The organism is Bacillus sp. FSL W7-1360, from assembly GCF_038592975.1.
Classification (GTDB): domain Bacteria; phylum Bacillota; class Bacilli; order Bacillales; family Bacillaceae_D; genus Shouchella; species Shouchella lonarensis.
In genome coordinates, this window is the sequence record NZ_CP151950.1 from 2,342,928 (window position 1) to 2,365,624 (window position 22,697).

The window sequence follows — 22,697 nt, forward strand, 5'->3', positions numbered from 1 at the left end:
TCGTGCTGGGGATGTGTTTATTTACCTCCCGATAAACATTTGTGTCCAGTAATGGCGATAAGAGCCGCCTTTCGCATAACCAACGCCAATTTCTGTGTAGTTCGGTGATAAAATATTTTTCTTGTGCCCAGGGCTGTTCATCCAACCTTTAAAAACGTCTTGCGGGGTCACTTGACCAGCTGCAATGTTTTCTCCGGAAGCACGGTAAGAAATGCCGAAGTCCTTGATCATTTTGTGTGGGCTTCCGTAAGTCGGCGACGTGTGATCAAAGTAATTGGCGTCACGCATGTCTTCAGACTTAAAGCGAGCAACACGGGAGAGCTCCCAATTGTTCTTTAGTGGTGCCAGTCCTTGTTTTGCGCGTTCAGCGTTCACAAGACGTACCACTTCCTCTTCAAAGCGTTTATTGGCAGAAGAGGACGGAATCGTGAGTTTTTGACCTGGGTAAATCATATTCGGGTTTTTCACTTGAGGATTTGCTTGGATAATTTCAGTCACACCAACTTGATAGCGGACAGCAATTTTCCACATTGTATCCCCAGCAGCAACCGTATGGGTCGTAGAAGCAGATGCTTCTGTTTGTAAACCTAAGACGAGAGCGACGGACAACAATAGAATGGTAGAAAATCTTGTTATGTATCTCATGCGTAAGATTATAGTGTACGAGAATGAAAAAGTCTAGGGGAACGGATGAGCGATGAGGGAGGGAAATGGTGCCACAATGAAGCATATAGCGGCGAGAATGTCTGGTGTGTCTAAGGTTGCCGAGATTCAGCAAATAGAAGGCGGCCGTGACGCAGAAGTATTTAAAGTGACCGTGGAAGGTGGACAAGTGTATGCAGTGAAGTTATTGCCCGCTAATCGTGTCCACAAATGTGAGGATGATTTGCGCATCATGGCGTATGCAGAGGCGCACGGCATCCCCATTCCGAAAGTTCTTTCTTTCACCGCTCGTGATGAGGTGTGTACGGTGATGGAATGGATCGAGGGACGCACGTTATTAGCGGCGCTACAGCAATGCCCTTCCGACGCAGAAAAGCTCGGGTATCAATTTGGTCAGATGCACGCGAACATACATGACATATGTGTGCCGCCACATTTTTTTACCGAAGACACGTGGTTAACAGAGGTTGAGAGAGAGCGATATGCAAGCGGTGATGAACGTGTGTTGCTCCATTTAGACTATCATCCTTTGAATGTGATGATAAGTGGGGGCGAGATTATTGCCGTACTTGATTGGACAAATGCATCGGTAGGGGCACGTTGTTTTGACATTGCGCGGACGAGGTCTATTATGGAAGAAAAAGTCGTCGAATTATCATTGTTGGATGGAGAAGTGAGTAAAAAGTTTCTAGACGGGTACAGGGAAACGATTGGTGAATGGGAAATTCCAGCGGAGGTACAGCGCTGGGCACGGTTGCGATTACATGGTTAGAGAATATTTATAAGAGAGGAGAATTCATATGCTTGTATACAAAAGAGACGCGAAAATTACAGCAAAACAACTAGGAGAGGTATTTGCTCGTTCTGGGATCAACCGCCCAGTAAATGACGAGGAGAGACTACAAAAGATGCTAGATGCCGCATCGCTATGCATTACCGCGTGGGATGGAAACCGTGTTGTAGGTGTGGCGCGTTCGCTAACTGACTTTGCGTATTGCTGTTACTTATCGGATTTAGCTGTTGATGTGGATTACCAAAAAGACGGCGTCGGTCGGCAGTTACTTGAGCAAACACGAGAGTCAATTGGTGCAGAATGTAGTTTGATTTTGCTATCTGCGCCAGAGGCGATGGGGTATTATCCAAAAGTAGGGTTTGAGAAAGCGGAGAATGCATTTGTGATGAAGCGGGAGCGGTAAAAGGTTGGAACAAAAATGCTGATAGAAATGGACACCTAGGCTGAGGTGTTCTTTTCATCGTGCAGTGGAAACGATGCTTGCAAGTTCAATACCATCAGTGTACTATATAACTATAACAATGAGTGATTGACCAATGAAGAAGGGAGAATTTTATGCTTTAACATGTAGGAAAGAGATAACGGGAGAGCATATAGAAAATGGGGAGGAGACAAAAATGGCAGACGTTAATCAGAAAGTAGATCATGACGATGGAAGGCTTTCTTGGTTTATTTGGTTAGGTTTATTTGTACTAGTGCAATTTATTTTTGCTATAATTGAACATTTCTCTTGGCCGTTACTAGGCGCGAATAGGTTTGGAGATCAATTAGCTCATTTTATTCAGTTGGAAGAATGGTTCACTCTCCATCAGAGTACAGGTGCAAATTTGGTGACGCTTATTTGGGGCGCACTACTCTTACTAAACGGTATTTCTCGGATTGTTAACAAGACGTAGGATGGTCATATATGGGAAAGGAGATTAGAAAAAATGACAGAAATAAATCATGAGGTAGACTATGATAAAGAAGAAAGACTTCCGTGGATTATTTGGCTAGGTTTATTTATACTCTTGCAAATTGTTTTCATGGTGATGGAATACTTTTCTTGGTCTTTAATAGGCCCGGGTAAAGTAGCGGAGAAGTTGGCTCATTTTATTCGTTTGGGAGAATGGTTTCATGTGTATCAAAGTCCGGCAGCAAACTTGGCGACACTTATTTTAGGTGTGATTCTCTTGATAAATGGTATTTTTCGACTTACTAAGAAAGCGTGGGGAGAATAAGGCTGGGATAAAGCAAAGTACTAGGAGTGATTGTATGCATCCAGAAGGATTTATATAAAAACGCTGTCGCGGTCCTCCCTTGCCTTCATTGTTTCCTAATTTAAGAGAAAATGATGAAGAACATAGGAGGCTTAACAGATGAATACAAAAAAAAGAACGATTTGACGATTTACTTGAACAAGCGGTACAGGCTGGTTTTTCTGGCTGGGATTGGTCGTTTGTGACGAATGCGCGACGCATGGTGAGTGATCCCTTACCTTGGAATTATGGCCGCTTCGTACGTGAGGCGCTTCCTCAAGCGAAGGCACTGCTTGACATGGGTACGGGCGGTGGTGAATCGCTTGCAAAATTGCAATCAGCGTTCCCGCCGATTGTCTGTGCGACAGAAGGGTATGAGCCGAATTTCCCAGTGGCGCGTAAAAAACTTGAGCCGCTCGGTGTCCAAGTGGCGTTTTTTGCGGACGATGCGTCACTTCCATTTGAGGCGGAGGCATTTGACTTGATCATCAATCAGCACGACTCGTATGATCCACCAGAAGTGAAGCGACTCCTCTCGCCTGGCGGACGTTTCCTTACGCAACAAGTCGGTGGACGGAATGAGGAGCTACTCAATGAGCGGTTAGGCTTGCCACTTGATCCATCATATTCTGAGTGGCATGTCACAAATGCAGCGCAAGCGCTACGAGCGGCGGGCTTTCACATTGAAGCAGCACGTGAAGCGATGGTAAAAAAGCGCTATACCGATATTGGCGCAGTTGTCTATTATTTGCTCGCTTGTCCGTGGCAAGCACCCGGTTTTGATGTGAAAAAGCATCGCGCACAGTTGTGGCAGATGCACGAGGAAATTGAAGCACGCGGCTTTTTAGAAGTGGAGGAAGAATACTTTTATATTGAGGCGTGGAAAAATCCTGCTAAGTGAGGGTGAAAATAAATGATGACACGTCTAATCCCGATACAGCAACCTGTTCATATGGAGACACTGAAGAATCTTGTTTCCTTGTACTTGCATGATTTGTCTGCATACACGTCGGAATTGCAACCAAATGAACAAGGCGTTTTTGAATATGAGGGACTGCATTTATATGAACAAGACGAGCGGTTACATGCTTTTTTGATCAGCCATGATTCGCACATTGCTGGTTTCGTCATGGTCAATGAGCCGCCGTATACAGCGGATGAGGTTGATTATTGTGTGAACGAACTTTTCGTCCTCAATGCTTTCCGGAAAAAAGGAGTGGCGCAGGCTGCGATAGAGTTAGTGTTTGAGAAATTTCCTGGAAAGTATCTTAATTTGCAAATGGTAGAAAACGCGCGCGCGATTGCTTTTTGGAGAAAGGTATATGAAAGGATTGGGATTCCATACTCGGAAGCGGAAACATTATATGACGGTGAGTTGTGCAACGTGCAGCACTTTGCAACGAGTAAGTCCTAAATGAATGGGGAGTGGCGGTCAGATGAATGAGGCAGCTTTGAAAGCACATTTACAGTCGTTGGAAGAAGTACTGCTTACAAATGAGGTGCGGAATAATCCTGAGCGGATTAAGGAGTTGCTAGCGGAAAACTTTGTTGAATTTGGTAGTTCTGGGTATGTCTCCTCTTATAAGGATTGTGTGGACGGCCTTGGTGAAGTAGATATGGAACTGAGTGATTTTGCGATGCGCTTGCTTACAGCGGAGGTGGCGCACGTGACATTTCAGACGTACAACAAAAATACGCAACAGCAAGCATTACGAAGTTCAATATGGAAAGAGTTTAATGAGGAATGGAAAATGGTGTTTCATCAAGCAACGAAAACATGTGATTAAAAGAGAGGGCGCTGGCCCTCTTTTCTTAACCAATGAAAAGGGGTGGAGTAAATGAAAACGCTTATTTTTGGTGGCGGAGGGCCACCGATCGCACCGGATGCTGTTGCAACATTTACGCGTCATTTACCGAAGGATAGCAACATTTTAATTGCTTGTTTAGAGCGGGAAGGTTGGCAAGCGTACATGCCGAAGTACACGTCAGGACTCATGGAAGCGGGTTACGACAACATTGATTTCTTTGCCGTTTCTGGCCCGGACGATAGTGAGGCACTCACACAAGCCATCAAACAAGCAGATGCGCTCATCATTGGCGGTGGTGATACGGTGAAGTATCATCAGTATTTTGCGGCGGATGCCCGTGTGGCCCGGCAAATCAAGACAATGTATGAAGCAGGAAAACCGGTAATGGGCTTCTCAGCTGGCGCACTCATTTCACCAGCGTGCTGTATCATCTCACCGAACGACAATGAGACACAATCATTGCTGATCAGGGAAGGGATCGGCCTGTTGCAAGACGTCGCGATCAGTGTTCATTACACCGCGTGGCAAGATCGAGACAACTTGTCGGCTGGGATGCGGCAAACGAATATTACCCGCGGATTTGGCATTGATGATGATGCGTACTTATTAAAAGTAGGGGACGAATATTCGTGTATTGGTAGTGTGTATGTGCATACAGAGAGAGAAGGGAGGATTGAGGTGCAGTCAATGCACGTAAAGTGATTGCAGTGAGATATAACAAGGAGGTTTTCCACATGAAACACAACTTCGATCAACTTGAAAATCGCTTCACGTATGCAGAGAGAAGAGGACACCAATCATGGTTAGACTTTGTTCGTAAACATGTCGGCATTGAAGGAAAAACGGTTGCTGATATTGGCTGCGGTGGTGGTATTTATACAACGCTTTTTGCAGAGAATGGCGCCAAACATGTGACAGGTGTAGATCAATCAGAAAAAATGTTAACGGCTGCCCGCGAAAAAAATAGCGGTGGCAACATTGATTATGTGCACGCACCTTCAGATGATTTATCCGTGTTACAACGAGGAACGATTGATGTCTTGTTGGCGCGGGCGCTCATTCATCATTTGGATACGCTCCGTCCGACGTTTGAGGCATTTCACCGTACTTTACGTGCGGAAAATGGGGTTGCGATCATTCAAGACCGCACGCCGGCAGACTGTTTTCTCCCGGGATCACAAACGCACTTGCGCGGCTATTTATTTGAGAAATTCCCGTTCTTACGAGAAGTGGAGGAAAAAAGACGGTTCACGGATGAACAAGTACAGTATGCGTTAAAAGAAGCCGGCTTTACTGAGGTGAGCACTCATCACCTGTGGGAAGTGCGCGATGTCTACGCGGATATAGAAGAGGTGCGGCATGATTTACGCACACGGCGCGGGCGTTCGATTTTACATCAATTAGACGACGCACAAATAGAAGCATTAATTGCGCATGTGGAAAAAAGTATTGGTGATATGACAGATGAAATCATTGAAAAAGATCGGTGGACGATCTGGATTGCGCGTGTGTGAGGGGGCAAATATGAGTCAAACAACGAATGATGCGATTGTGGCACAAGTGAAGCAAGAAACAGGTGCAAAGACTGTACGGGCGCTCCAAAAAGGGTTTTCTACTCACGACAAGTATGTATTAGACGAGCGCTTATTACTACGGATTTTTCCGATTGAGGAACAGGAAGCACGGCGAAAGGAGTTTGAAACGCTCAAGCAATTAGATGTGTATAGTAGTGATGTTCCGACGGCATACAAGTTTCAAACTTGTCCTGAAGTAGTGAGGGCGTATATGTTACTTTCGTATATACCTGGTGTGGACGGGGAAGAAGTGTTACCAACGTTAAGTAAAGATGCCCAGTATCACGTTGGCTATGAAGCGGGGCAAATGCTGGTGCAGCTGCACGAGTGTCCTGCACCAGCGGATGTGTCACCGTGGTATGAGCATAAGAAAAACAAGAGCGATCGCTATATAGATGCATTTGAAGAGATGTCATTTGAGCGCACATTTAAAGAGACGTTGGTGCGCGCGATTCGGGAGAGAGAAACATTGATGAAAGGACGTCCGAACCGTTTTCAACACGATGATGTTTATCCAGGGAATATCATCATTCATCAAGGGCGGTTTGCAGGTTTGATTGATTTTGGGCAATATGATTGGGGCGATCCACTGCACGACTTGTGTAAACTTGGCTTCTTTTCAAAAGCGGTGAGTACGCCGTTTACAACTGGTGTGATTGATGGGTACCACGGTGGAAAAACACCAACGGATCATTTTTGGTCATTATATGCGCTGTACAGTGCGATGCATGCCGTATCAGCAGTGGTATGGATTGCCCGAAATGATCGCTCATCAGAAGACGAAGAAATGTTTGCGACGTATGCGAGGGAAGTCGTCGCCGATCATGACGACTTCCGTAGTGACAAGCCGAGGTGGTATAAATGATGAAAAGGTTCGTCGTGCTGACAGTAGGAAAGACGCATAGCGGGAAAACGACCTTTGCTCGCGCATTAGAAAAAGAGTTGAACAATGCGTGCGTCGTTGATCAAGACAACCACGCGGCATTTTTAAATACGTTTTATGAAAAATTACTCCCCAAACGCGGTCCTAACACCTTGAAACATGCGCTTTCGCAGCTCATTGTCGATTATGCGAAAGCGCATGCCAACTGTCATTTTATTATTTGTAACGCCAACCGCAGCAAGAAAGGTCGCGCGTATTTGCTAGAAGAAGTGTTCTCCGGAAAACAGTTTGTCCGCATTCTCGTTCATTTTGATCTTGCAGATAAGGTGTTACTGGAGCGAGTGCGAGAAAGCAACCGCAGTACGAACATCTTTAGAGGATCTTATGAAAATTTTGAGGAAGTGCTCGTGCGACAACAGCGTGAATCTGAGCAACAAGACATCACAGATCCTACCAAAGAAGAAGCAGACCATTTGTTTGTCATCAAAGACAGCGAGGATGTGGACGTTGTGATCAAGGAAATGATCCGTCTGGCTGAAGGTTTAGGTGAATCTGATGATCAGACATAAAAATCACGGCTTTCAATTTCTTGAGTTGATTCGGTTAGAAGAATGTGAGATTGATCAGTATCAGCCTGTCGCAGGTTCATATGCAGTGATCAAGTGTCAAGGGAAGTTCCTGTTTTGTTATAATACGTGGAGAAAACAATGGGAACTGCCCGCGGGTAAGAGGGAAGGGCGTGAGTCCCCTAAAGCATGCGCGATGAGAGAATTATATGAAGAAACAGGGCAAATGGTCACGGAGATGGATTTTATTGGGCTAATGGTAAAGCACATATCAAATGGGACGCTTAAATATAATCCGGTATACGGTGCAATGGTTGAAAAACTCATACCGTTTGTGGAAAACGAGGAAACATCGGGTATCATGCTGTGGGATACAGAGGAACGAGTTGAAGTGATTGATGCAGTAGACTTATGTTTGGTCAAGGAGATAAAATAATAGATAGGGGCTTGGAGGCTCTCCCTAGACTCGCCACTTGCGCAAAACGGACTTTAATGATGACATTAGGAGGAAAATCATGAGAACCATTAATGTATCGCCACATGTCAAGAAAGTCGAGGCTTGGTTTTTGGTGAAGGTGAGCGCTTGGATTGTAAAGGGAACTGAGGGTGTCTATCTTGTTGATACGGGTCTGTCTTTTATGGCAAAGCGGTTATTGCGGGAGATAGAAAAATGGGGCGAGTTAAAAGCAGTGTTGCTTACGCACGGTCATTTCGATCATGTCGGCGGATTAAAAAAGATTCTCGCGGCACACACCGTCCCTGTTTATGCGCATGTGAGTGAAATGAAATACCTTGAAGGGAGCGAACCTTATCCTGGAATGAAGAAAGCAACACACGCGGTTCCGTCTCATCTTGCTGAGACACTACCGGTGTTGCCTGATGGGATGTTCAAAGAAATAGGGGGATTAACGCCATTTTACACCCCGGGGCATACGCCCGGTCATGTCGCGTATTATCATGAAGCAGACAATGTATTAATCGGCGGAGATTTGTTTATGTCACGAGGAGGGCAGTTACGGAAGCCGTTCGGCTCTGCCACTGTCGACTTAAAACAAGCTGTAACGAGCGGTCGTGTTGTTGAGACACTGAAACCGAGGTTGGTCAGCCTTTGTCATGGGCGTGACGTTTATGAGCCCCATAAACAGATTGATGCGTATGTCGCGCGGTATCAAGGGAGCTAGAGAAAAGGATGCTTTATGGATAGCTTGATGATAAGATATGATACGCATGAGAACTTGAGAAGGAAGGGGGTGATAGTAGTAAATGAGGCGAATTCATTGGACGTGGGTATTGGTGCTATCATTGGTGATCATCTTAGCTTTATTGGGGATAAAGGTTTATTTTAACTATCAAGAGGTACAAGTATTGACGGAAGAGTGTTTGAAGAATGACGGGGCTGTGAATATCTCAAGTTCGTTTTTATACCTAGACTATACTTTTATTTGTGAGCAGTAACGGTCACACAAAATGACAGTTGCTGTATTCTTCATTAGAGGCTCACTGTCTGTGCACCGCTATCCGCTATTTATAATATGAGAGAGAAAGAAGAGAAAAAAATGATCTACGAACTAAAAAAAAATGAATTTAACAAATGTACGCATTTAATTGATGAAAATGATCCGTTAGCAACTGCCGTTATTTTAGGTAACAATCCGGGAAGAATCTTTGTTGATGACAAGGACAAGCCATCTACAGGTTTAGTTTGGTTTAAATCCGATGACATTGGTTTTGGTTTGATCGGCGATGGTGGGAATCAAACGTTTCAGCGAGAGATTGGTCCTTTCATTGAGGGGTATATAAAATCTGAAGCAAAAAAGATCGGCTGGGATTGGTTTGAAATCGGTGGAACGTCTCCGCAGTGGGATCAGGCTGTGAAAGATATTTTTCAACATAAGGGTATCGAAACTGACGAGCAGTTCGTGTATACTTTGCGTGAAAGTGGTCATGTAGCGTTGCAAGGATATCAGCTACCACCCGGTTACGAGTTATGCAAAATATCCAGTTCTCTATTAAACGCAAATGAGATTGAAAATCTATCCTTTTTACAGGGGAAGATCACGGGTTATTGGGGGAGTATCAACCAGTTCTTAGAAAAAGGTTTCGGTTATTGTATCGTTCATGAACAAAAAGTTGTGAGTGTGTGCTTCTCGGATTTCATCACCGATAAGTTTTCTTCGACAGCGATAGAGACATTAAAGGAATATGAAGGAAGAAAACTGGCACAAATTGTGGCAGGTGCCTATGTTCAAGAATGTTTACGTAGAGGACTGACCCCTTACTGGGATTGTATGAAGGAAAATCTCCGGTCCCAAGCTGTGGCAGAAAAGGTAGGTTTTAAGAGAATTAGAACTTATTACGTTCATTATTTTAAATTGTGATGTGACTGGCTGGAGGTGCATCGATGTTTGATCAACGATCCTTTGACTGTCGCCATGATTGGGGGATAAGAGGCGCCAGGGAAGCAGCAAAAAGAGGCGATATCACGACGTGCTCAGTTTTTCCTCGACGGTCGTTGCAGCCTTGCACAACGGGGCCGTTATCTACCCGTATCCTTTGCATGAAGATGGCAAAATGTATGCGCAGTCCATTGGCGCAACGTATCTTCCTGGTAGGAGCGAAGCGGCTAAATTAGGTGTGCCAACGTTGTCGCCTGTTTCTTTTGCACGAGAACATTGCGAGCGACGGTTTGTGTTGAGCTCGCTCAACGGCGCGCATTGCGCTTGGATTGCCAAGCAAGTACCAAAGCTTGTGATTGGCTCATTATTAAATGCGGCGGCTGTTGCTAGCTATTGCAATAAATTACAAGAAGAGATCAATAGACCGATTACGGTGGTCTCTTGCGGCGAACGTTGGGATGACGCAAGAGCAGAGGAGAACAACATGAGACCAGCAATAGAAGATGCCCTCGGTGCTGGTGCGATATTACAAGGATTAGCAGGCTCAAAGTCTCCCGAAGCACAAGTGTGTATCGCGTCTTTTGGTGGTTGTAGAAATGAACTGTCTGAGCTAGTCACATCGTGCGGGAGTGGGCAAGAACTGATTGCAAGAGGATATGAAGATGATGTGGCCTTTTGTGCCCAATTTAATGCGACGACTGTCGTGCCTGTGTTGAACCCGAACGGCACGTATTTTGAAAACGGTTTACGAGATAACTAAATTGTGAGGGAAGATATCATGACAAAACAAAAAGAGACTGTTTTATCCGTGAAGAATTTAAGCAAGACATTTGCCGGCGCTGGCGGTCATCAAGTACAAGCGTTGCGCAACAAGCTACACCATCGATAAGGATGGAGACATGGTTGCATTTCTCATCGGCTTTTTGTCGCAAACACAAACAGATGAGGCGTATATTCATTTCGTCGGTGTTCATCCAGATTACCGTGGACGATACATTGGGCAAAGGTTGTATGAACACTTTTTTGAAGCGGTGCGAGGGAAGCGAAAAAAGGTGACGATCAAGTGCATCACTTCCCCGGTGAACAAGCAGTCCATTGCTTTCCACACACATATGGGCTTTGAGGTGGAAGAAAGTCCATGGCTAGAAGACGGTGTTTATGTGCACAAAGATTATGATGGTCCGGGGCTCGATCGGGTGTTGTTTAAGAAGGAGGTGACCACATGATCCATGTCAATGTAAGAGCGTTGATTATAAGAAATGTGGATGATGAGGAAGAAATCCTTGTGCAAAGACGTGTAAAGGAAAATGAAAGCGAAACCCCGATAGAATTGCCGGGTGGTAGACTGGAAGAGTATGAATCACTTATTGATGGGCTGCGACGAGAAATCAAGGAGGAGACCGGTCTTGATCTCGAATCCATCATAGACCCTTTACATGAAGTAAAAACGACGTCAACGGCAGGATTTACAGTCGAATGTATGGCGCCTTATGCGGTGTATCAAACACTTGAAGGGCCTGTAAACTCTATGGGCGTGTATTTTAGGTGTCGAGCGAAGGGAGAGCTATTGAAAAAAGGCGATGGTTCTGATCGTATCGAGTGGGTGACAAAAAAGAAGTTACGTAGACTGTTAGAAGAAGGATCACTTAGTTGGGTCGATCAAGCTGGCGTTCAATTTTACCTTAATCAATAAGCAAACTTGCAAAGGAAGTGTCGTTGCTATGGAATATTTCAAAGAACTACGAAAATATGTCGGGACGAAGCCATTGATTTTACCAGGCGCGGTTGTCATTTTGTGGGATGAATTAGAACAAAAGGTGCTTTTACAAGAACGACATGATGGACCCTGGGGGTTGCCGGGCGGTTTGATGAATCTTGGTGAAAGTTTTGAAGAAGTGGCAACACGAGAAGTGAAGGAAGAGACGGGTTTAGATGTTCACGAGCTTGAGTTGTTAAATGTATTTTCTGGGAGCGAATATTATTTGAAAGCTCCAAACGGCGATGAACTGTATTCGGTAACAGCAGTGTATGTATGTAAAAGCTTTTCTGGAACGTTATCCGATGATAATGATGAGACAAGATCACTGTCTTTCTATTCGTTAGACTCGCTGCCATCTCCTTTAACAAAAGGGGATACGCGTTATCTTCAAGCATTTAAGAAAAAATTTTGCAATGAGAGCTTGAAACGATGATCCAATCCCAGATTCAATACACAATCTACACATTATGTCTTATACAAGACGGAAACCAAGTACTGTTACTCGACCGACAACACGATGATTTTAAAGGGTTTATTCCTCCAGGTGGTAAATTAGAATTTCCTGAAAGTCCGGTGCAATGCGCGATAAGAGAAGTATATGAAGAAACAGGGCTTAAAGTAGATCAGCTCATTTACAAAGGACTGTACGAATGCGTCAATCCTGATAGCCATGAGCGTTATATCATTTTTAATTACTTGTCAAAAAGTTTCAAAGGTAAGTTAAATGGTGATGATGCGGAAGGTGGGCGTCCGGTATGGGTCGATATCGAAGAGGTCGCGTCTCTTCCAATGCAAAAGTCGATCCGTAGGCGTATGCCATTTTTCTTTGAAGATGGGACATTCGAAATTCATGTCGTGTGGGATGATCATAAGAATGAAAAAGAAGTTGTCATCACGAAGACGTAATAGACAGAATGGGTGGAATGAATAACAATGAAAACGATTAAATGTGCGTGTCTGGTGCAACAAAAAGCGGATAAATTGCTGCTCGTGCGTGTGCGCGACAATGAGCTTTGGTACTTGCCAGGTGGAAAAGTAGAAGCGGAGGAAGCGCCTGAAGATGCGTTAGTACGGGAGTTAGCGGAAGAATTGAATATCACGGTTCAAAAGGATCGCGTGCAGTATTTGTATACAGTGAAGGGGCCGGCTTACGGGGAAGAAGCACTCGTGGAGTTAATTTGTTTTGCTGCTAATTGGGATGGAGAAATTTCTCCTTGTGCTGAAATTAGCGAAGTCGATTGGATCAGTGTCAAGAAAAAAGAGTGGATGGCACCAGCTGTTGTGACGTTGGTGGAGGAATATATGGAGAGGTAAAGATTAGGAGAGGGGATGAGAAAAATGATGAAAATATTCGACGCTCATTTTCATATTATTGACCCGAAGTTTCCGTTAATCGAAAATCAAGGCTATTTACCAGATCCATTTACGCATGAGCAGTATCTTAAGAGAACGAAAGGTATACAGCTAGAAGGAGGTGCGATTGTTTCAGGCTCTTTTCAAGGATACGACCAGACCTACTTACTGCATGCACTAAAGCAGTTAGGAGAAAATTTCGTTGGTGTGACGCAACTACCATATGAGGTAAGTGATGCCGATATCATGAAGCTGCATGATGGCGGGGTGCGGGCGCTGCGTTTTAACGTGAAACGAGGTGGTTCTGAAGATATTGCGCGGTTAGATGCATTTGCAAGAAGAGTCTACAATTTAGCTGGCTGGCATACAGAATTGTACATCGACGCAATCTCGTTACCCGAAATTGCATTGATACTTGAGCGCTTGCCAGCTGTGTCCATTGACCATCTCGGCTTATCGAAAGAAGGGCTTCCACACTTGCTTGCCTTGGTTAATAAAGGAGTCAAAGTGAAAGCGACTGGGTTCGGTAGGGTCGATTTTGACGTTGAAGAAGCATTGCGTACAATCTATGAAGCCAACCCGCATGCGCTCATGTTTGGCACAGATTTGCCTTCGACGCGGGCGAAAAGACCGTATTGTGATGATGATATTAACCTCGTATATAGAGCGCTTCCGCTAGAAGCTGCGGAAAAAGTGTTATATAAAAATGCGCGGGCGTGGTATTTACAGTCAAGATAGGGGGACACCAGTATGTTAGAAACAACAATTTATTTTGTCAGACATGCATCCTCCGAGAGGGGTTCTAAACGGGAAGAAAGAACGAGAGGTCTGACAGACATAGGATTTTCTGACGCGAAAAGAGTGGCGCGCGTTTTAAAAGAAGAGGGTGTAAATGTGCTGATCTCTAGCCCATATCGTCGGGCGATTCAGACGCTGGAAGATGCGTCGCGTGAACGAGGGATAAATATCGAAACGAATGAAGATTTTCGTGAAAGGGCGATGAGTGGCCCAGACTATATCTTTGGAGAGCACCTTTTTCCAGCCATAAAAAAAGTCTTTCAAGAGACAACGTATACATTTCCAGGTGGCGAGTCGAATGTGGAAGCGAAACAACGTGGCATGCGAGGGATGACTGATGTGTTGACGAGATATGCAGGTAAAAAAGTTGCGATTGGCATTCACGGGAATATCATGACGATTATCTTAAATGCATATGATTCTTTCTATGACTACGATTTTTGGTTGAATACGAGCAAGCCGGATATTTACAAGCTTAATTTTCAAGGTGAAAGAATGATAAGTGTAACGAGATTGTGGGAAGTGGGTTAGCAATCTGCCTGAATAGATTTTAGGTATTGGGAGGGTGAAAATGAATGTCAAACGTATCATCCAATTAGAAGGATTAGCGGTCTTTTTGTTGGCGGTTGGGCTCTATTTTTACATCGGTGGTGCGTGGTGGTTCCTTCTCGTCCTCGCACTGGCACCGGACATATCGATGGTTGCTTATATGTACAATCAAAAAGTTGGTAGCATCGTTTACAATTTATTTCATACGTATGTCGTTCCGGTGATGCTGATCGCTATAGGGGTGTGGTTGGAGCAACAACTGTTGCTAGAGATCGGGTTGATATGGGGGGCGCATATCGGAATGGATCGGTTTTGTGGATTTGGTTTGAAGTATGATACGCAGTTTAAGGATACGCATATTGATCGAATGTGAACAGGTACCTAGAGCACACAAAAATAAAAAATCACTGATTTCTCTAGACAACACGCGCAAGATCGTGTATGCTCGGTGTAATCATAATTTTAGGAGGTGGGTAAAATGAATCTTTCATGTGGGAGCCAGGCAGCCATATTAGCATACTTATGGATTTGTCATGCTCTTTTTTCCGCAGTTGTTGCGAAATTGGACCAGTCTGTCCTTTTTCAAGAGACAACAGTATAGGAAAAACCACAGGGAAGAGACTTTTACTCGCAAACGGACAAAGACAGTAGGCGACGGAGTAAACTCTGGCGTCTTTTTTGTGTTATAAAAATGTTGAAGCGATATTGTTTGTACGCATAAAACCTCGGTGAAATCTCTTCCTGTGGACATTAGTATAGGGGGAGTATGAAATGATTGTATGTCAAATGCATGCTTGCACACAGCAGTTGGGCGGCAAGACGATTTTTGAACAAGTATCGTGGGAAATGAAGCAAGGTGAGCGCGTTGGTTTGATTGGACGTAACGGTGAAGGGAAGACGACGTTGCTTCATTTGTTAGCAGGAAGAACAGCGCCGCAGGCAGGAACCATCTCATGGAAAAAAGACATTAGGGTGGGGCTGCTTGAGCAGCGTCCCGTGCGCGCAGGGGAAAAATCGGTTTTGGCCATTTTGTCTGACGTCTTTGCGGAAGTACAGGCTTTGGCAGAGCGGATGCAAGTGCTGGAGCAGCAACTGGCGGTAGAAAAAGATGAAAATCGTTTAGCGCGATTGCTGAATGAGTACGGAAAATTACAAGAGAGTTTTGCGGCGCAAGGTGGTTATGAGCAAGATGCGGTCATTCGGCGAGTGACGGATGGTCTGCAGTTAAATGATTTACTAGGGAAACAGTGGCACATGTTAAGTGGCGGAGAGCGTACGAAAGTCGGCTTGGCACAGTTGTTGTTACAACAGCCAGATTTGTTGTTATTGGACGAGCCAACGAATCATTTGGATTTGCCGGCGATCGAATGGCTAACAGACTGGATGCGGCACTACGAGGGCACGGTCGTCATTGTTTCACATGATCGCACCTTTTTAGATGAAGCAGTCCAGTCGATTGTAGAAATTGAACAAGGAAAGTTACATCATTATCATGGCAACTACTCGTATTATGTCGAGGAAAAAGAGGCACGGGTGTTGTTACAGTTTAAACAATACGAAGATCAACAGAAGAAAATGAAAAAAATGCGAGCGACGATTAAGCGGCTAAAGGAGTGGGCCAATCGCGCGAGTCCACCAAATGCGGGAATGCATCGGCAAGCGAAAAGTATGGAAAAGGCACTCGCGAAAATCGAGCAACTGGAACGGCCACCACAAGAAAAAGCGATGGCATTGTCTTTTGCCGAACAGAAGCGAAGTGGGCAAGATGTATTGCGTATAGATGGAGTCGAGAAGACGATCGCTGGTAATCACATTCTTCGAGGAACTACCCTCTCTGTACGCCACCGCGAGCGGGTAGCCATTGTAGGGGGCAATGGTGCGGGAAAGTCAACGCTGCTGCGTCTTTTACTTGGGCAGGATGCGCCAGATGCGGGCGACATACAACTCGGTGCAGGTGTGTCGTGCGGGTATTTGTCCCAACATTACCAAGAGCTGGATGAGACGCAGACGGTGTTGCAAGCGTTTCGCGCCAGCTGTACCGTGACAGAAGGAGAAGCGCGCGGGAAGCTGGCCCAATTTCTCTTTTATGGTCATGATGTGTTCCAGAAAGTTGCGCAACTAAGTGGTGGGGAGAAAATGCGGTTACGTCTTGCTCAGTTGATGTATGAAAAGCATAATGTGCTCATTTTAGATGAACCAACGAATCACCTTGATATTGCTTCAAAAGAAGCATTGGAAGAAGCGCTCGCGCTATTTCCAGGGACGATTGTCGTCGTCTCGCATGACCGTTATTTTTTAAATAAGTTGTTTCCGGTGACGTGTTGGCTTGAGGATGGTAAATTGACACGGTATGAAGGAAACTTTGCTTATGCTCGCATGAAGCGAGAGGCAAATGCGTAGACGGGAGAAGGAGGGAGAAAACGATCAAGCAAATTATTGCATTAGGCGGAGGGGGCTTCTCGATGGAGCCCGAAAATCCGTTATTAGATGAGTATATTTTAGCGCAAACACCAAAAAAGAAGCCGAAAGTTTGCTTTATCCCGACCGCGAGTGGGGATTCGGTGCAGTATATCGAGCGTTTCTACAAGGCTTTTTCAAAGTATGATTGTGAATGTGCGCATCTGTCGTTATTACGTGAACCACGGCGTGATTTGGCACCGTATTTGCTTGGACACGACATTTGGTATGTCGGTGGTGGGAATACAAAAAATTTGCTCGAGTTATGGCGGGAGTGGGGTGTCGATCAGATTGCTCGTCAAGCGTGGGAACAAGGCATCATTTTGGCGGGTATTAGTGCGGGGGCGATGTGTTGGTTTGAGGAAGGGATCACTGATTCTTATGGAGACAGGCTCGAACCGATGGCTTGCTTAGGTTTTTTGAACGGAAGTTATTGTCCACATTTTGATGGCGAAGCGGACCGCCGCCCAACATATGAGCGTTTTGTCCGCGACCGTGTGCTAAAGCCTGGCGTAGGTGTGGATGATGGTGCGGCCGTACATTACGTGGATGGCGAGCGATCCCGCCTCGTTTGTTCGCGGAAAGCAGCATCAGTTTATGAAGTGAGAGGTGGCCGGTCAGTAGAGGAAGGGAAATTAGCTGTGAGTTATTTAGGGAGTGATTGCACATGAAAAATGATGTCGCGCTCATCACCATTATGCATGATCCAACGGGTATACTCTATCAACCTTTAGTAGCAGCAATGCCAGTGCTCACCACGTATCCAGGGGCAAAATATGTGGCGTTGAGCGAACAGACGGATCGGCGTGTGTATGACGTACTAAAAGCGCATGGCTTTACCGTGTGTAACATTGAGAAAAACGGGGTGGCGCATGCGCGTCGAAAAGTGGCAGCGCTCGCGCAGTCGTATGGACATGATTTTTATCACTATTGTGATTTGGATCGACTCGTGACGTGGGCGCTGCAGTCGCCGGATGAGTGGCGATGTGTGCATGAGAAAATTGTTGCCCATGATTATGTGCTCATTGGTCGGACGGTCCACGCATTTGCGACGCATCCGGATGCATGGCAGGAAACAGAAGCGATCACGAACAAAATTTTTTCCCTCGCTTTGGGGCGTGAGGCGGATGTGACCGCCGGCTCGTGCGGTTTCAGTCAGCGCGCACTCATGCACATTGTGCAGCATTCGCAGGCGGCAATGACGGATGCGGAATGGCCGTTGCTTGTGTGTGATGTATATGGGGCGGCGCAGGTCGGTGCGATGAATGTGGAGGGATTAGCGTATATGGCGCACAATGAGGATCGTACGCAAGGGGATGTTGAAGCATGGTGTAGCCGGTTGCGGTTGGCGCATGTCATTAGTGAGACAGTGAGAAAGTGGAAGGAGAGGCGAGGTGAAAGGGTTTAAGTTTTCGCTATAGATTTATGCATTTAAAGGTGCTACGGTGTATAAAGGATAATAAGTTGGCGTCGCTACAAAATACACTGAGAAGTTTGTGCCAACTCAAATGGTGGCAGGACTTTACTAGTTTATGATCTGGAGGATCAAAAATGAAAAAACAGATTGCTTCATATGCTCTATTGCTAGGTAGCATCGTATATTTGATTTTTGAGTTAACGCGTAGTCCTTTATATGTAGCGGAAGTTTATTTGGATGCCAAGAACCCTATATCATTCAAATGGTTAAGTATTGATATAGACACAGGTGTGGTTGCAAACGCAGTCATAGTAGATATGTCGAATACCATTACGGATGAAGCGATTTATAGTGTCTCGCTTGTTCCGGTTTACTTCATGATAATTATTTCTTTGGTTCTTTTTATCATGGCGGTGAAGAAAAAATAGTCTGCAGTTTGTATGATCCTTCTTGGAGGATGCTATAAACGATAAGTTGTAGAATAGAATGATTGAAATTGGTTGACTCACTCTAGAAGAAAAATGAAAACTAGGAAAGGAGGACATCACACATGAAACGCTTTAAATTTTCGCGAGAAACAGGAAAGAAAGTCACGCACTTTGACTCTCATTTTATCATGACAAAGTTGGTTATGACAGACAGTGCGACGCATGTTGGTATGGTATATCTTGAGACAGGCGATGTGATCGGTTTTCACGAAGCAGTCGTGAATCAGTTGTTAATTGTGGTCGATGGAGCAGGAGAAGTACGTGGCGAGACGGGCTCGTCGCTCTCTATCTCCGCCGGTGAAGCGGTTTTTTGGGAAAAAGGCGAAGGACATGAGACGAAGACAGCCGTCGGATTAACGGCACTCGTTGTTGAATCAGAAACGTTACAACCTCATGCAATGCTTGAGGAAATAAAGGGGGAACCACAATAAGTTAAACGCATTCAAAGTAGGAACCTATGATAGATAAGAAAAAACGAATGCCTATAAAAGCATATGGGCAATTACTCTATCAGTATATGCGACCAATGAGGTGGCGTGTTGTAGCACTATTTGTACTTTTGTTCATCAGCATCGGTTGTCAACTGCTTAGCCCACTTGCGTTGCGTCAGTTTATTGATCTCGCAAGGACGGGTGGTTCGATCTCACAGATGTATAGTGCGGCTATCTTGTTCGTCGTATGGGCGTTAGCTGGGCAAGCGCTCCATGTACTTGTCGTATACATGGGCGAAAATGTTGGTTGGCGAGCAACCAATGCGCTCCGTGCGGAGTTGATGGCCCATTATTTCACATTAGATCGGGCCCAGCAACAGTCATTTTCTACTGGAGAAATGATTGAGCGGATTGATGGCGATGTGCAGGTGTTACAAAATTTCTTCTCGCATTTTGTGATCAGCTTACTAGGAAATACGACGTTTATTGTCGGGATTTTGATCGTATTCGTAGTAGAAGATTGGCGAATTGGTGTTGTGATGACCATGTTTATCATGATTGCCTTTTGGGCAATCGATAAAATGCGTCTGCTCGCAGTGCCGTATTGGCAGCGATTGCGTGCAGTGATCGGCGATTTTTTCGGTTTTTTAACTGAGCAGCTTGCTGCTCGTGAAGAAGTGCGTGCCAACGGTGGGCGCACGTACGTGTTGTGGCGGTTTGAACAGTTGTTACACAGGTGGTATCCAGTATCGAAGCAGGCGCACGTGCGTGGTTATGCGATGTGGATGACGACGATCTTTGTGTTTACACTTGGGAATGTGGTCGCTTTCGGGCTCAGTGCATCGTTGTTTCAAGCTGGGATCATTACGATGGGTACGGTGGTGATGGTGTTTTATTTCACTGAATTACTCATCAAACCGATTGAACATATTCGTTATCAGCTGGAGGATTTACAAAAGGCAGATGCGAGTATTTTACGGGTAAAAGCGTTATTCCAACTGCAAGCAACGATAAGGAACGAAGGTGAGAAGTGTTTGCCGGACGGTGCGCTGTCGGTATCGATGCGCAATGTGTCGTTCGGTTATGCAGCGGATACGCCAGTACTGCAGGACATTTATATACAGCTTCGGGAAACGAAGGTCCTTGGTTTACTCGGAAAAACCGGGAGTGGGAAGACAACGCTCGCTCGATTGTTGATACGTTTTCATGAGCCGGATGAAGGGGCGATCAAACTTGGAGATGTATCGCTTTCTGAGGTCGATCAATCCGATTTGCGAGCGCGAGTTGGTTTTGTGACGCAAGATGTACAGTTACTGAAAGCAACGGTGCGTGACAATGTGACGTTCTTTAACCCGCATGTCAGTGATGAAAAAATCATTACGGTGATTAATGAACTCGGTTTGGCATCTTGGTACCGCACGCTTCCCCATGGATTAGATACGTATGTAGGCGAAGAGGGCGTGCAACTATCAGCTGGGGAAGCGCAGTTGCTCGTGTTGGTACGGGTATTTTTAGCTAACCCGGGGCTAATCATTTTAGATGAAGCCTCAGCGCGTCTTGATCCAGCTACGGAGCAGGTGCTCGACCAGGCAATGCGTCGGCTTCTTGCCGGGCGAACAGCGATCATTATTGCCCATCGCCTAGCGACGATTGCCCATGTTGATGAAGTGCTCATTCTCAACCACGGGCGTGTGCTGGAATATGGCAAGCGCGAACAACTCGCATCAAACCCGCACACACACTTTTATAAGTTGTTGCACGGGGGAAGAAAGGAGTTGTTACAATGAAGCCATTTCAGTTTATGTGGGCACTCATCATGTACCAGCCGTGGTTGTATGTGTTAAATGGATTCATTTGGCTCGTCATTCATCTTTTCCCGATTGTGCCGGGTTTGTTGACGCGAGAATTGTTGCATACATTGACAGGTGACGCAACCTTGACAATCGGTGTATGGAGTTTGTTACTTCTACTACTGGGCGTTGCGTGCGGACGGATCACGTTTATTTTTATCGGTGCGCTGACCGATGTGTGGCACCGGTTTATGATGAGCGGGCTCATTCGAAAAAATTTATTTGCCCATGTGCTAGCGCAGCCAGTGAATCTGGAAGTAGGGCAAATGGTCATTCAATTTCGCGAAGATGCAGCGCAAGCAGAAGATGCGATTAGTTGGACGTTAGATGTCATGGGTCGGTTTTTGTTTGCGATATGCTCTCTCGTCCTTTTGTTAGCAATAGATGTGCAGTTAACGTTGTTCGTATTTGTACCACTCATTGTCGTTGTCGCGATTGCCAATATGGCGATGAAACGACTAGGCGCATATCGTGAGAAAAGTAAGCAAGCTTCTGCTGCTGTCGTAAGTACGATTGGTGAGATGACAGCGATGTCACAAGCGATTCAACTGGCGCGGGCAGAGTCACGGATGCTTGCGCGAATGGACACATTGAACGAAGAGCGACGAAAGACGATGGTGAAAGATCGTGTGTTGACGCAAGCCTTGGAGGCGGTCTTTGCAAACACGGTGACGATCGGAACCGGGCTCATTTTATTGCTCTCAGCAGGAGCGATGCAAAGCGGTGCTTTTAAAATCGGTGACTTTGTGTTGTTTGTCTTTTATCTTGGCTACGTCACGGAGTTTACCCAGTTTTTCGGACGCTTTCTGGCTCATTACCGGCAAACGAGCATTTCTTTCAAGCGAATGGCGGCGTTATTTGGGGAGAAACAAGCTCAGGCGCTCGTCCGGCACACGCCTTTACCGTTGAAGCAGCTGCCGGTAAATGATGAGGAAAAGGTTCGGGTTTCTTCTTTCGAACAGTTACGTGTGTCAGGCTTGACCTATCAGTTCCCAGGTTCCACGCAAGGCGTGCAGGACGCGAGTTTTACGATAAAAAAAGGGCGTTTCACTGTTATTACCGGGCGCGTTGGTGCGGGGAAAACAACGTTGTTACGAACGTTGCTTGGGCAGTTGCCAAAGCAAGCGGGTGAGGTTTGTTGGAACGGACAACGTGTAGATGGCGGGGCGGCTTTTTTTGGCCCTCCTTATAGCGCATACACACCGCAAGTGCCAACACTGTTTAGCGCTTCAATCAAGGAGAATATTTTGCTTGGCAAGTCTGAAGATGACGTTGATTTGTCCCGGGTTATTGAAGAGGCCGTCTTAACAGAGACAATTGCGCAAATGCCCGACGGTATTGAAACAATTATTGGTACGCGCGGGATGAAACTATCAGGTGGACAAGTGCAGCGCGTGGCAATCGCGCGGATGCTGGCATGTGAGGCGGACGTATTTGTGCTAGATGATGTGTCGAGTGCACTCGATGTCCAAACGGAAGCGCACTTATGGGAAAATCTCGCAAATAAGCGTGATCGTACGTACTTGGTCGTATCGCATCGGAAAGACTGTTTACTACGAGCGGATCATGTGATTGTTATGGATGAAGGAAGCATTGTCGCGCAAGGAACATTGGCAGAGGTACGGGAGTCTTGTGAGGATGTAAATGTGTGGTTGGGGGAGAAGAAATAGTCAA

General features: G+C 45.6%; 32 protein-coding genes. 31 read left to right on the forward strand and 1 reads right to left on the reverse strand.

What is annotated here, in order from left to right; translation table 11 throughout:
• Positions 1-21: 21 nt before the first annotated feature.
• Positions 22-645 carry a SafA/ExsA family spore coat assembly protein gene (safA, locus tag NSQ26_RS12150; RefSeq protein ID WP_499718321.1) on the reverse strand — a complete coding sequence of 208 codons (624 nt, stop codon included), beginning with the start codon at positions 643-645 and terminating at the stop codon, positions 22-24.
• 76 nt (positions 646-721) lie between these two features.
• On the opposite strand from safA, the gene NSQ26_RS12155 reads away from it, so the two are divergent.
• The 31 genes from NSQ26_RS12155 (at position 722) to NSQ26_RS12305 (ending at position 22,693) form a co-directional block, all read left to right on the forward strand.
• A complete protein-coding gene (locus NSQ26_RS12155) occupies positions 722-1,435 on the forward strand; it encodes a phosphotransferase family protein (protein ID WP_499718322.1) in 714 nt (237 codons plus the stop codon).
• Between the two features lie 28 nt (positions 1,436-1,463).
• Positions 1,464-1,859 (forward strand): GNAT family N-acetyltransferase, encoded by a 396-nt coding sequence (locus NSQ26_RS12160; RefSeq protein WP_499718323.1) that lies wholly within the window; start codon positions 1,464-1,466, stop codon positions 1,857-1,859.
• Between the two features lie 214 nt (positions 1,860-2,073).
• Positions 2,074-2,352, forward strand: a complete 279-nt coding sequence (locus tag NSQ26_RS12165; protein ID WP_176763914.1) for a YfzA family protein — start codon at positions 2,074-2,076, stop codon at positions 2,350-2,352.
• A 33-nt stretch (positions 2,353-2,385) separates the two neighbouring features.
• Positions 2,386-2,676: a YfzA family protein gene (locus NSQ26_RS12170; RefSeq protein WP_499718324.1), complete on the forward strand. Its 291-nt coding sequence runs from the start codon at positions 2,386-2,388 to the stop codon at positions 2,674-2,676.
• Positions 2,677-2,896: 220 nt separating this feature from the next.
• Complete coding sequence (locus NSQ26_RS12175; protein ID WP_499718325.1) at positions 2,897-3,595, forward strand: class I SAM-dependent methyltransferase; 699 nt, start codon at positions 2,897-2,899, stop codon at positions 3,593-3,595.
• A 12-nt stretch (positions 3,596-3,607) separates the two neighbouring features.
• The gene (locus tag NSQ26_RS12180; RefSeq protein ID WP_499718326.1) at positions 3,608-4,108 is read left to right on the forward strand and encodes a GNAT family N-acetyltransferase; all 501 of its coding nucleotides are present in this window, start codon (positions 3,608-3,610) and stop codon (positions 4,106-4,108) included.
• 22 nt (positions 4,109-4,130) lie between these two features.
• On the forward strand, positions 4,131-4,481 hold the full coding sequence (locus tag NSQ26_RS12185; RefSeq protein WP_499718327.1) for a nuclear transport factor 2 family protein: 351 nt from the start codon (positions 4,131-4,133) through the stop codon (positions 4,479-4,481).
• A 51-nt stretch (positions 4,482-4,532) separates the two neighbouring features.
• On the forward strand, positions 4,533-5,204 hold the full coding sequence (locus NSQ26_RS12190; protein ID WP_499718328.1) for a Type 1 glutamine amidotransferase-like domain-containing protein: 672 nt from the start codon (positions 4,533-4,535) through the stop codon (positions 5,202-5,204).
• A 5-nt stretch (positions 5,205-5,209) separates the two neighbouring features.
• A complete protein-coding gene (locus NSQ26_RS12195; RefSeq protein WP_499718329.1) occupies positions 5,210-6,016 on the forward strand; it encodes a class I SAM-dependent methyltransferase in 807 nt (268 codons plus the stop codon).
• A complete protein-coding gene (locus tag NSQ26_RS12200) occupies positions 5,967-6,941 on the forward strand; it encodes a phosphotransferase family protein (RefSeq protein WP_499718330.1) in 975 nt (324 codons plus the stop codon). Before NSQ26_RS12195 ends, NSQ26_RS12200 begins: the two co-directional genes overlap by 50 nt.
• A complete protein-coding gene (locus tag NSQ26_RS12205; RefSeq protein ID WP_499720065.1) occupies positions 6,941-7,528 on the forward strand; it encodes an AAA family ATPase in 588 nt (195 codons plus the stop codon). The genes NSQ26_RS12200 and NSQ26_RS12205 overlap by 1 nt, the downstream gene beginning before the upstream one ends.
• On the forward strand, positions 7,515-7,961 hold the full coding sequence (locus tag NSQ26_RS12210) for an NUDIX domain-containing protein (RefSeq protein ID WP_499718331.1): 447 nt from the start codon (positions 7,515-7,517) through the stop codon (positions 7,959-7,961). The genes NSQ26_RS12205 and NSQ26_RS12210 overlap by 14 nt, the downstream gene beginning before the upstream one ends.
• A gap of 79 nt (positions 7,962-8,040) precedes the next feature.
• A complete protein-coding gene (locus tag NSQ26_RS12215) occupies positions 8,041-8,706 on the forward strand; it encodes an MBL fold metallo-hydrolase (protein ID WP_499718332.1) in 666 nt (221 codons plus the stop codon).
• Between the two features lie 82 nt (positions 8,707-8,788).
• Positions 8,789-8,980 carry a hypothetical protein gene (locus tag NSQ26_RS12220; RefSeq protein ID WP_499718333.1) on the forward strand — a complete coding sequence of 64 codons (192 nt, stop codon included), beginning with the start codon at positions 8,789-8,791 and terminating at the stop codon, positions 8,978-8,980.
• Between the two features lie 101 nt (positions 8,981-9,081).
• The gene (locus NSQ26_RS12225; protein WP_499718334.1) at positions 9,082-9,903 is read left to right on the forward strand and encodes a GNAT family N-acetyltransferase; all 822 of its coding nucleotides are present in this window, start codon (positions 9,082-9,084) and stop codon (positions 9,901-9,903) included.
• 109 nt (positions 9,904-10,012) lie between these two features.
• Positions 10,013-10,681 (forward strand): 2-phosphosulfolactate phosphatase, encoded by a 669-nt coding sequence (locus tag NSQ26_RS12230; RefSeq protein ID WP_499718335.1) that lies wholly within the window; start codon positions 10,013-10,015, stop codon positions 10,679-10,681.
• A gap of 139 nt (positions 10,682-10,820) precedes the next feature.
• Positions 10,821-11,147 (forward strand): GNAT family N-acetyltransferase, encoded by a 327-nt coding sequence (locus NSQ26_RS12235; protein ID WP_499718336.1) that lies wholly within the window; start codon positions 10,821-10,823, stop codon positions 11,145-11,147.
• Positions 11,144-11,614, forward strand: coding sequence for an NUDIX domain-containing protein (locus NSQ26_RS12240; RefSeq protein WP_499718337.1), 471 nt, complete (start codon positions 11,144-11,146; stop codon positions 11,612-11,614). Before NSQ26_RS12235 ends, NSQ26_RS12240 begins: the two co-directional genes overlap by 4 nt.
• A 28-nt stretch (positions 11,615-11,642) precedes the next feature.
• A complete protein-coding gene (locus NSQ26_RS12245) occupies positions 11,643-12,113 on the forward strand; it encodes an NUDIX hydrolase (protein WP_499718338.1) in 471 nt (156 codons plus the stop codon).
• Complete coding sequence (locus NSQ26_RS12250; protein WP_499720066.1) at positions 12,113-12,586, forward strand: NUDIX domain-containing protein; 474 nt, start codon at positions 12,113-12,115, stop codon at positions 12,584-12,586. The genes NSQ26_RS12245 and NSQ26_RS12250 overlap by 1 nt, the downstream gene beginning before the upstream one ends.
• Positions 12,587-12,613: 27 nt before the next feature.
• On the forward strand, positions 12,614-12,994 hold the full coding sequence (locus NSQ26_RS12255) for an NUDIX hydrolase (protein ID WP_499718339.1): 381 nt from the start codon (positions 12,614-12,616) through the stop codon (positions 12,992-12,994).
• A gap of 27 nt (positions 12,995-13,021) precedes the next feature.
• On the forward strand, positions 13,022-13,771 hold the full coding sequence (locus NSQ26_RS12260) for an amidohydrolase family protein (RefSeq protein WP_499720067.1): 750 nt from the start codon (positions 13,022-13,024) through the stop codon (positions 13,769-13,771).
• A gap of 12 nt (positions 13,772-13,783) precedes the next feature.
• On the forward strand, positions 13,784-14,362 hold the full coding sequence (locus tag NSQ26_RS12265) for a histidine phosphatase family protein (RefSeq protein WP_499718340.1): 579 nt from the start codon (positions 13,784-13,786) through the stop codon (positions 14,360-14,362).
• A gap of 40 nt (positions 14,363-14,402) precedes the next feature.
• Complete coding sequence (locus NSQ26_RS12270) at positions 14,403-14,753, forward strand: DUF4260 domain-containing protein (protein WP_499718341.1); 351 nt, start codon at positions 14,403-14,405, stop codon at positions 14,751-14,753.
• A 398-nt stretch (positions 14,754-15,151) separates the two neighbouring features.
• Positions 15,152-16,780, forward strand: coding sequence for a ribosomal protection-like ABC-F family protein (gene abc-f, locus NSQ26_RS12275; RefSeq protein WP_499718342.1), 1,629 nt, complete (start codon positions 15,152-15,154; stop codon positions 16,778-16,780).
• Between the two features lie 23 nt (positions 16,781-16,803).
• Positions 16,804-17,508 carry a Type 1 glutamine amidotransferase-like domain-containing protein gene (locus NSQ26_RS12280; protein ID WP_499720069.1) on the forward strand — a complete coding sequence of 235 codons (705 nt, stop codon included), beginning with the start codon at positions 16,804-16,806 and terminating at the stop codon, positions 17,506-17,508.
• Positions 17,505-18,245, forward strand: a complete 741-nt coding sequence (locus NSQ26_RS12285; RefSeq protein WP_499718343.1) for a hypothetical protein — start codon at positions 17,505-17,507, stop codon at positions 18,243-18,245. The genes NSQ26_RS12280 and NSQ26_RS12285 overlap by 4 nt, the downstream gene beginning before the upstream one ends.
• Positions 18,246-18,388: 143 nt before the next feature.
• The gene (locus NSQ26_RS12290) at positions 18,389-18,682 is read left to right on the forward strand and encodes a hypothetical protein (RefSeq protein ID WP_499718344.1); all 294 of its coding nucleotides are present in this window, start codon (positions 18,389-18,391) and stop codon (positions 18,680-18,682) included.
• Between the two features lie 122 nt (positions 18,683-18,804).
• Positions 18,805-19,173 (forward strand): cupin, encoded by a 369-nt coding sequence (locus NSQ26_RS12295; protein ID WP_499718345.1) that lies wholly within the window; start codon positions 18,805-18,807, stop codon positions 19,171-19,173.
• Positions 19,174-19,199: 26 nt separating this feature from the next.
• The gene (locus NSQ26_RS12300) at positions 19,200-20,960 is read left to right on the forward strand and encodes an ABC transporter ATP-binding protein (protein ID WP_499718346.1); all 1,761 of its coding nucleotides are present in this window, start codon (positions 19,200-19,202) and stop codon (positions 20,958-20,960) included.
• Positions 20,957-22,693 carry an ABC transporter ATP-binding protein gene (locus NSQ26_RS12305; RefSeq protein ID WP_499718347.1) on the forward strand — a complete coding sequence of 579 codons (1,737 nt, stop codon included), beginning with the start codon at positions 20,957-20,959 and terminating at the stop codon, positions 22,691-22,693. Before NSQ26_RS12300 ends, NSQ26_RS12305 begins: the two co-directional genes overlap by 4 nt.
• Positions 22,694-22,697 lie beyond the last annotated feature (4 nt).

Coding starts and splice junctions, on each gene's coding strand:
- safA (WP_499718321.1), bottom strand. CDS start 645: ATGAGATACATAACAAGATTTTCTACCATTCTATTGTTGTCCGTCGCT.
- NSQ26_RS12155 (WP_499718322.1), top strand. CDS start 722: ATGAAGCATATAGCGGCGAGAATGTCTGGTGTGTCTAAGGTTGCCGAG.
- NSQ26_RS12160 (WP_499718323.1), top strand. CDS start 1,464: ATGCTTGTATACAAAAGAGACGCGAAAATTACAGCAAAACAACTAGGA.
- NSQ26_RS12165 (WP_176763914.1), top strand. CDS start 2,074: ATGGCAGACGTTAATCAGAAAGTAGATCATGACGATGGAAGGCTTTCT.
- NSQ26_RS12170 (WP_499718324.1), top strand. CDS start 2,386: ATGACAGAAATAAATCATGAGGTAGACTATGATAAAGAAGAAAGACTT.
- NSQ26_RS12180 (WP_499718326.1), top strand. CDS start 3,608: ATGATGACACGTCTAATCCCGATACAGCAACCTGTTCATATGGAGACA.
- NSQ26_RS12185 (WP_499718327.1), top strand. CDS start 4,131: ATGAATGAGGCAGCTTTGAAAGCACATTTACAGTCGTTGGAAGAAGTA.
- NSQ26_RS12190 (WP_499718328.1), top strand. CDS start 4,533: ATGAAAACGCTTATTTTTGGTGGCGGAGGGCCACCGATCGCACCGGAT.
- NSQ26_RS12200 (WP_499718330.1), top strand. CDS start 5,967: ATGAAATCATTGAAAAAGATCGGTGGACGATCTGGATTGCGCGTGTGT.
- NSQ26_RS12205 (WP_499720065.1), top strand. CDS start 6,941: ATGAAAAGGTTCGTCGTGCTGACAGTAGGAAAGACGCATAGCGGGAAA.
- NSQ26_RS12210 (WP_499718331.1), top strand. CDS start 7,515: ATGATCAGACATAAAAATCACGGCTTTCAATTTCTTGAGTTGATTCGG.
- NSQ26_RS12215 (WP_499718332.1), top strand. CDS start 8,041: ATGAGAACCATTAATGTATCGCCACATGTCAAGAAAGTCGAGGCTTGG.
- NSQ26_RS12220 (WP_499718333.1), top strand. CDS start 8,789: ATGAGGCGAATTCATTGGACGTGGGTATTGGTGCTATCATTGGTGATC.
- NSQ26_RS12225 (WP_499718334.1), top strand. CDS start 9,082: ATGATCTACGAACTAAAAAAAAATGAATTTAACAAATGTACGCATTTA.
- NSQ26_RS12235 (WP_499718336.1), top strand. CDS start 10,821: ATGGTTGCATTTCTCATCGGCTTTTTGTCGCAAACACAAACAGATGAG.
- NSQ26_RS12240 (WP_499718337.1), top strand. CDS start 11,144: ATGATCCATGTCAATGTAAGAGCGTTGATTATAAGAAATGTGGATGAT.
- NSQ26_RS12245 (WP_499718338.1), top strand. CDS start 11,643: ATGGAATATTTCAAAGAACTACGAAAATATGTCGGGACGAAGCCATTG.
- NSQ26_RS12255 (WP_499718339.1), top strand. CDS start 12,614: ATGAAAACGATTAAATGTGCGTGTCTGGTGCAACAAAAAGCGGATAAA.
- NSQ26_RS12260 (WP_499720067.1), top strand. CDS start 13,022: ATGAAAATATTCGACGCTCATTTTCATATTATTGACCCGAAGTTTCCG.
- NSQ26_RS12265 (WP_499718340.1), top strand. CDS start 13,784: ATGTTAGAAACAACAATTTATTTTGTCAGACATGCATCCTCCGAGAGG.
- NSQ26_RS12270 (WP_499718341.1), top strand. CDS start 14,403: ATGAATGTCAAACGTATCATCCAATTAGAAGGATTAGCGGTCTTTTTG.
- abc-f (WP_499718342.1), top strand. CDS start 15,152: ATGATTGTATGTCAAATGCATGCTTGCACACAGCAGTTGGGCGGCAAG.
- NSQ26_RS12285 (WP_499718343.1), top strand. CDS start 17,505: ATGAAAAATGATGTCGCGCTCATCACCATTATGCATGATCCAACGGGT.
- NSQ26_RS12290 (WP_499718344.1), top strand. CDS start 18,389: ATGAAAAAACAGATTGCTTCATATGCTCTATTGCTAGGTAGCATCGTA.
- NSQ26_RS12295 (WP_499718345.1), top strand. CDS start 18,805: ATGAAACGCTTTAAATTTTCGCGAGAAACAGGAAAGAAAGTCACGCAC.
- NSQ26_RS12300 (WP_499718346.1), top strand. CDS start 19,200: ATGATAGATAAGAAAAAACGAATGCCTATAAAAGCATATGGGCAATTA.
- NSQ26_RS12305 (WP_499718347.1), top strand. CDS start 20,957: ATGAAGCCATTTCAGTTTATGTGGGCACTCATCATGTACCAGCCGTGG.